The sequence below is a fragment of the Streptomyces sp. NPDC020845 genome, assembly GCF_044334165.1.
In the GTDB taxonomy this organism is placed as follows: domain Bacteria; phylum Actinomycetota; class Actinomycetes; order Streptomycetales; family Streptomycetaceae; genus Streptomyces.
Genome location: NZ_JBIRSJ010000062.1, coordinates 1 through 5,974 on the forward strand (window position 1 = coordinate 1; position 5,974 = coordinate 5,974).

Genomic DNA, 5,974 nt, shown 5'->3' on the forward strand with positions numbered 1-5,974 from the left:
CCATCAACTGGCACACTTGGTTCCCCACACCACCAGCCCCAGGCACCGAACCACCCAACCTCCCCACCTACCCCTTCCAACGACAGCGCTACTGGGGGCCGGATGAGGTGGCCGACGCCCCGGCCGCCGGGGCGGACGCGGAGGAGACCCGGTTCTGGCACGCGGTCGAGGCGCAGGATCTCCCGGGCCTGTCCGAGGCGTTGGGCCTCGGCGCGGAGGACGGGCGGCGCGCGTCGCTGGACGCGCTGCTGCCCACGCTCTCGCACTGGCGCCGGGAACGCCACGAGCGGTCGACGGTCAGTGCCTGGCGTTACCGGGTCGGCTGGCGCCGCCTGCCCGACCCCGGCCAGGGCTCCTTCCCGGCCGAGGGCCCGTGGCTGCTGGTGGTGCCGCCCGAGGGCGCCGGGGAGTGGGCCGAGGCCTGCGAGCGGGCCCTGACGGCGGGTGGCGCGGAGGTGCGGCTGCTGCCGGCCGGCGACCTCGCCCCGGGCCTGCTGCGCGCCGCGCTGGCCGACGGCCCGCCCCCCGCGGGCGTGTTGTCGCTGCTGGCGCTGGACGAACGCCCGCACGCGGCGGCGTTCCCGGCCGTGAGCCGTGGCCTCACCGCCACCCACGCCCTGCTGCGCGCCGTGCTGGAGGCCGAGGTGGACGCCCCTCTGTACTCCGCGACCCGGGGCGCGGTGGCGGCCGGGGACGGCGAGGAGCGGCCCAGCGCGCCGGCGCAGGCCCAGGTGTGGGGGCTCGGCCGGGTGGCCGCCCTGGAACACCCCGCGGCGTGGGGCGGGCTGATCGACCTGCCCGCTTCGGCCGACGACCTCACCCCGGGCCTGCTGCGCGCCGCGCTGGCCGGGCGGGACGGCGAGGACCAGGTCGCGCTGCGCTCCGAGGGCGTGTACGGGCGGCGGGTGCTGCCCGCGCCCCTCGACGGGCCGAACGAACAGGACGAACGGGCGTGGACGCCCCGGGACGGCGTGCTCGTCACCGGCGGGGTCACCGGGGTCGCGGCCCACGTGGCGCGCTGGCTGGCGGCGGGCGGCACCAAGCGCATCGTGCTGCTCGCGCCGGGGGGCCAGGACGCGCCCGGCGGCGCGGAGCTGGTGGCCTCGCTGGCGGAGCTGGGCGCCGAGGCGACCGTCGTGGACGGCGTGCCGTCCGGGCCGGCCGCCCGGCGCGAACTGGCCGATCAGCTCGCGGCCTCCGGGCCGCGCGTGCGGACCATCGTCCACGCGGGGACCGCGGGCGAGCCGGTGCCGCTGGCCGGTCTCACGCCGGACGGGCTGGCCGAGGCGCTGTCGAACGCCGTGGCCGACGTCGATCACCTCCCGGAGCTGTGTGGCCTGGAGGCGGACGACCCGGTGGTGGTCTTCTCCTCCGTCGTGGGGGTCTGGGGCGTCGGGGAGCAGGGCGCCCGCGCCGCCGCCGAGGCGTACCTGGACGCGGTGGCGCAACGGCGCGAGGCGGCCGGCGGGCCCGTCGTCCGGGTGGCGTGGGGCCCGTGGAACGACGAGGGGGCAGTGCGAGCCGATGCGGCCGAACGCGCCGAACGCCACGGGCTGTCGGCCCTCGACCCCGGGCTGGCGCTGACGGCGCTGCGGCGGACGCTGGACGGCGGCGAGGGGCACGCGGTCCTCGCGGACGTGCACTGGGAGCGGTTCGTGCCGGTGTTCACCATGGTGCGCCCCAGCCGTCTCTTCGAGGAGATCCCGGCGGCCCGGCGGGCCGCGCGGGGTGCCGAGGACGACGCCGGATCGGCGGAGGGCCTGGCGGCGCTGCGTGAGCGGCTCGCGGCGCAGCCGCCGCAGGAGCGCGACGGCACGCTGCTGGCGCTGGTGCGCACCCACGTGGCGAACGCGCTGCGCTACGCGTCGGCGGAGTCGCTCGACCCCCAGCAGTCCTTCAAGGACCTGGGGTTCGACTCGGTGGCGGCGATCGAGTTCAGGAACCGGCTGCGCGGCGCCACCGGCCTGACGCTGCCTGCCACGCTGGTCTTCGACTACCCGACGCCGACCGCGCTGGCCGGCTACCTGGTCGCGCAGGTGATGGCGGAGGACTCCGGGACGGAGCCGGCCGCCGCGCACCTCGACGGCATCGAGGCGGCGCTGGCGGCCCTGGACGCGGACGATCCCCGGCGTTCCGGCCTCACCCACCGGCTGCGGGTGCTGCTGTGGCGGTACGAGGGCGGGGCCGAGCCGCAGGACGAGCAGCAGACGGGCGACGAGCTGGCGTCGGCGTCCGCCGACGAGATGTTCGCCCTCATCGATCGCGAGTTCGGCGAGTCCTGACCCCTCACGGAACGCAGCCACCCCTGACGCCCTTCGTCAGGGGTGGCTGGGAGAATTCGCTTCCTGGAGCGCTCCCTGGGGCCGGTCCTGGGGGGACCAGCGACCCCTGCGGGGTTCCTTCCGGAGCACGCTGAAACCGATGCCCTCCTGATCCCGTTCCGCCGCCCACCCGGCTGTCAGCGCCGGTCTGTGGCTCGCGGATGTCCCGTTCCTGCGAAGGTGATCCAGCACGTCTCCCGGACAGTGTCGAGGAGGTACCAGATGCGGCCACCGCCGGCCACCTCGATCTGCCACTGCTCACAGGTCTGCCCGCGGTGGGCGCCATGTGCCAGAGCGCCTTTGAGGCGGTGGTGCCGGGGTTTCTCCGTGGTCGGTCGGGGGTCGGTGCGCATGGTGGTCCAGGCGCGGTAGGTGTTCTCGCGGGCCTGCTGGGCGAGGCTCTCCCAGCCCTTGGCCGAGGCGGCATCAGCGAAGCGGACTTCCCAGTGGCCGTCCGGTGCCGGAGGCGCGGCGCGGTCGCCGCGACCCGCGGTCATGCGACGTCCCGCGGGTCTGGCACCGGGCGTAGTCTTCGCCGTGATCCCTGGTCAGCGCGGCCAGCAGTGCGGGATCGGAGTAGACCTCGGCGGTGTGCTGCCAGGCAATGAGCAACTGGGCGACGGGTGCGCTGCTGCTGATCGAGTCGGCAGCGCGCATGGTGTCGACCAGTTCGACGGCGAAGGCATGGAGATCGGACTCGGGCAGGAATCGGACCCACGGGAACGCGTCCGGCAGTATGTCGAGGAGCAGTTCCATGCTGCCGGGCTCCCGGCGCGCCATGGCGACCAGCATCCGGGTAGCCGCGGACACCACGGTCTGGTCCTGCTCGGCCCGCGCCGCGGTGGTGAGGACCAGATCCTCGCCGCCTCTGCGGTGCAGGAGCAGTCTCGGCGATTCCTGAAGCCGGGCAAGGGTCTGCTTGTTCTTGTTCACCAGCTCGGAGAAGTTGACGGCTGCGCTCTCGGAACTCATGACTTTGAAATTACTTCGAAACTTGGCTCGGTGCCATCGCTCGGAAGAGGGACGCATCGCCCAACCGCATGGCGCTCGTGCCCTGGGGAACGATCTTCGGCTGCGCGGGAACAATCCTCAATGACTCGAACGGCCAACGGCTCGGTGCGGCTGCCGGGTCAGGACTTGCCGAACTCGCTCGCGATCAGGTCGAAGATCTCCTCCGCCGTGGCCTCCTCCAGGTCCTCGTGGGACCCGGCGGCGCCGTCGGCGTCGACCGGCTCGCTCCACCGCTCGGCAAGGAGCCGCAGCCGGGCCGCGATCCGGGAGCGGGCGGCCTCGTTGACGCCCTCGGGTGCGTGGGAGGCGTCCCAGCCGTCCAGCTCGGACATGATCCGCGCCTCGCTCGTGGCGACGTCGGCGACGAGCAGATCGTGGAGGTAGCGGGCGAGTTCCTCGGCCGAGGGGTAGTCGAACAGCACAGTGGCGGGCAGATTCAGCCCGGTGCTGGCGTTCAGCTCGTTGCGCAGCCGCACGGCGGTGAGTGAGTCGAAGCCCAGCTCCTGGAACGGCTTCGTCGCCGGGACGGCGTCGGCGGAGGCGTGGCCGAGGATGCCGGCCGCGTGGGTCCGCACGTGCCGCACCAGGATGTGGTGCCGCTCGGCCTGCGGGCTCGCGGCGAGCTTCTGCCGCAGCGGGTCGGCGTCCTGGGCGGCCGGTGCCGGTGCGTCGTCCCCCTCCCGGTCGGCGGCCTCGGGCAGGTCGCCGAGGAACGGACTGGGGCGCAGCGCGGTGAAGCTGACCAGGAAGCGGCGCCAGTCGACCCCGGCGATGACGGCCGTGGTGTCCCCGCGTTCGATCGCCTGGTGGAGAGAGATGATGCCGAGCCGGGGGTCGAGGGGGTGCACGCCGCGGCGGCGGAAGTAGTCGAGTTCGTCGTCGGCGGTCGCCATGCCGACCTCGCCCCACAGACCCCAGGCCAGCGAGGTGGCGGGCAGGCCCTCGGCGCGGCGGTGCTCGGCGAGGGCGTCGAGGTAGGCGTTGGCGGCCGCGTACGCGCCCTGCTGCCCGCTGCCCCAGATCGCGGAGACCGAGGAGAACAGCACGAAGGCCGAGAGGTCGTGCCCCTTGGTCAGCTCGTGGAGGTGGCGGGCTGCGAGCGCCTTCGGGGCGAGCAGGCGGTCGAGGTGGCCGGGGTCGGCGTCGGCGAGGTGGCCGTGTTCGACGACGCCGGCGGCGTGGATGACGGCGGTCAGCGGGTGCTCGGCGGGGATGGCGTCGAGCACGCCCCGCAGCGCGTCGCGGTCCGCCGCGTCGCAGGCGGCGATGGTCACCGAGGTTCCCATGGCGCGGAGTTCGGCGGCCAGCTCGGCGGCGCCCGGGGCGTCGGGGCCGCGCCGGCTGGTGAGGACCAGGTGTCCAGCGCCGTGCCCGACCGCCCAGCGGGCCAGCAACCCGCCGATGCCGCCGGTGCCGCCGGTGATCAGCACGGTGCCCTCCGGCCGCCAGGGGCGGCGCGCGGGACGCCCGGGGGCGTGCGCGAGGCGGCGGACCAGCAGGCCGCGCGCCCGGATCGCCGCCTGGTCCTCGGGCGGGCCGCCCGGGGGAACGCCGGCGAGCAGGGCAGCCAGCAGGGCGGCGGTCCGCTCGTCGGGCTCGGGCGGGAGGTCGATCAGGCCGCCCCAGCGGTCGGCGTGTTCGAGTGCCGCGACGCGGCCGACGCCCCAGGCCTGCGCCTGGAGGGGGTTCGTCAGCGGGTCGTCGCCGCCGGTGGAGACGGCGCCCTGGGTGAGGCACCACAGCGGGGCGTTGATCCCGGCGTCGCCGAGGGCCTGGAGGGCGGCGACGGTGGCGGCGAGCCCGGCGGGAACGGCCGGATGGCCGGGGTGGGGGCGTTCGTCGAGGGCGAGCAGGCTGAGGACGCCGGAGAACGCGGTCAATGAGGGCAGTCCGGACAGCTGACGGGCGAACGCCTCACGGTCGGTGGCGCCGGCGTCGGCGGTGCGGGGCTCGACGTCGGCGCCGTGGTCGGTCAGTGCGCGGGTCGCGGTCCGCACCGCCGGGTGGTCCTCCTGTCCGGCGGGGACGAGCAGCAGCCACGTGCCGTGCAGCGCGGACGCGCCGGGCTCGGGCAGCGGGGTCCAGCGGACCTGGTGGCGCCAGGACGCCAGGGTGGTGCGTTCGCGGTGGCGGCGGCGCCACGCGGACAGCACGGGCAGGGCGGGCCGCAACGCCTCGATGCCGGTGGCCGCGTCCCCCTCGGGCTCCAGCAACTGCGCCAGGGCGTCGGCGTCCTGGCCCTCGATGGCCGCCCACAGCTCGGCCTCCGCCGGGTCAGCCGAGCCGTCGGCCGGCACGGACGGCGCGGTCGGCAGCCAGTAGCGCTCGCGGTCGAAGGCGTAGGTGGGCAGGTCGATGGTGGCCGGGGTGGTGGTGCCGTCGGTGAACCAGGTGCGCCAGTCGACGGGGCTGAGAGTGTGGAGGCGGGCGAGTGACTGGGCCAGGCTGTCGGCGTCGGGCTGGGTGCGGGTGAGGGTGGGGATGAGGACGGGCGGGTGCGCGGGCGGGGTGTCGAGTGCGTCGAGGGTGTGTTGGGCGCCCGGGATCAGGACGGGGTCGGGGCCGATTTCGATGTAGGCGGTGGTGTGGGGTGCGGTGTGGGTGATGGCGGGGTGGAAGTGGACGGGTTGGCGGATGTGGTT

Annotated in this window: 3 protein-coding genes and 1 pseudogene; 1 reads left to right on the forward strand and 3 read right to left on the reverse strand. The window is 75.1% G+C overall.

Annotated elements, in window-relative coordinates:
- Window positions 1-2,282 (forward strand): KR domain-containing protein (locus ACH4U7_RS52960; protein ID WP_398534906.1); only part of this gene is annotated, 2,282 nt, incomplete at its 5' end.
- Between the two features lie 176 nt (window positions 2,283-2,458).
- On the opposite strand, the gene ACH4U7_RS52965 is transcribed toward ACH4U7_RS52960, so the two are convergent.
- The 3 genes and pseudogenes from ACH4U7_RS52965 to ACH4U7_RS52975 form a co-directional block, all read right to left on the reverse strand.
- Entirely contained in the window at window positions 2,459-2,818 is a 360-nt protein-coding gene (locus ACH4U7_RS52965; RefSeq protein WP_319701197.1) for a hypothetical protein, read from the reverse strand.
- Window positions 2,815-3,293 (reverse strand): annotated as a pseudogene (locus ACH4U7_RS52970) (hypothetical protein). Before ACH4U7_RS52970 ends, ACH4U7_RS52965 begins: the two are co-directional and overlap by 4 nt.
- Before the next feature lie 158 nt (window positions 3,294-3,451).
- Window positions 3,452-5,974, reverse strand: a 2,523-nt coding sequence (locus tag ACH4U7_RS52975) for an SDR family NAD(P)-dependent oxidoreductase (protein WP_398534907.1), incomplete at its 5' end; no start/stop codon positions are given.

Bases quoted from the DNA above. Each gene is read 5' to 3' on its own strand.
- ACH4U7_RS52965 (WP_319701197.1), bottom strand. From the start codon at position 2,818: ATGACCGCGGGTCGCGGCGACCGCGCCGCGCCTCCGGCACCGGACGGC.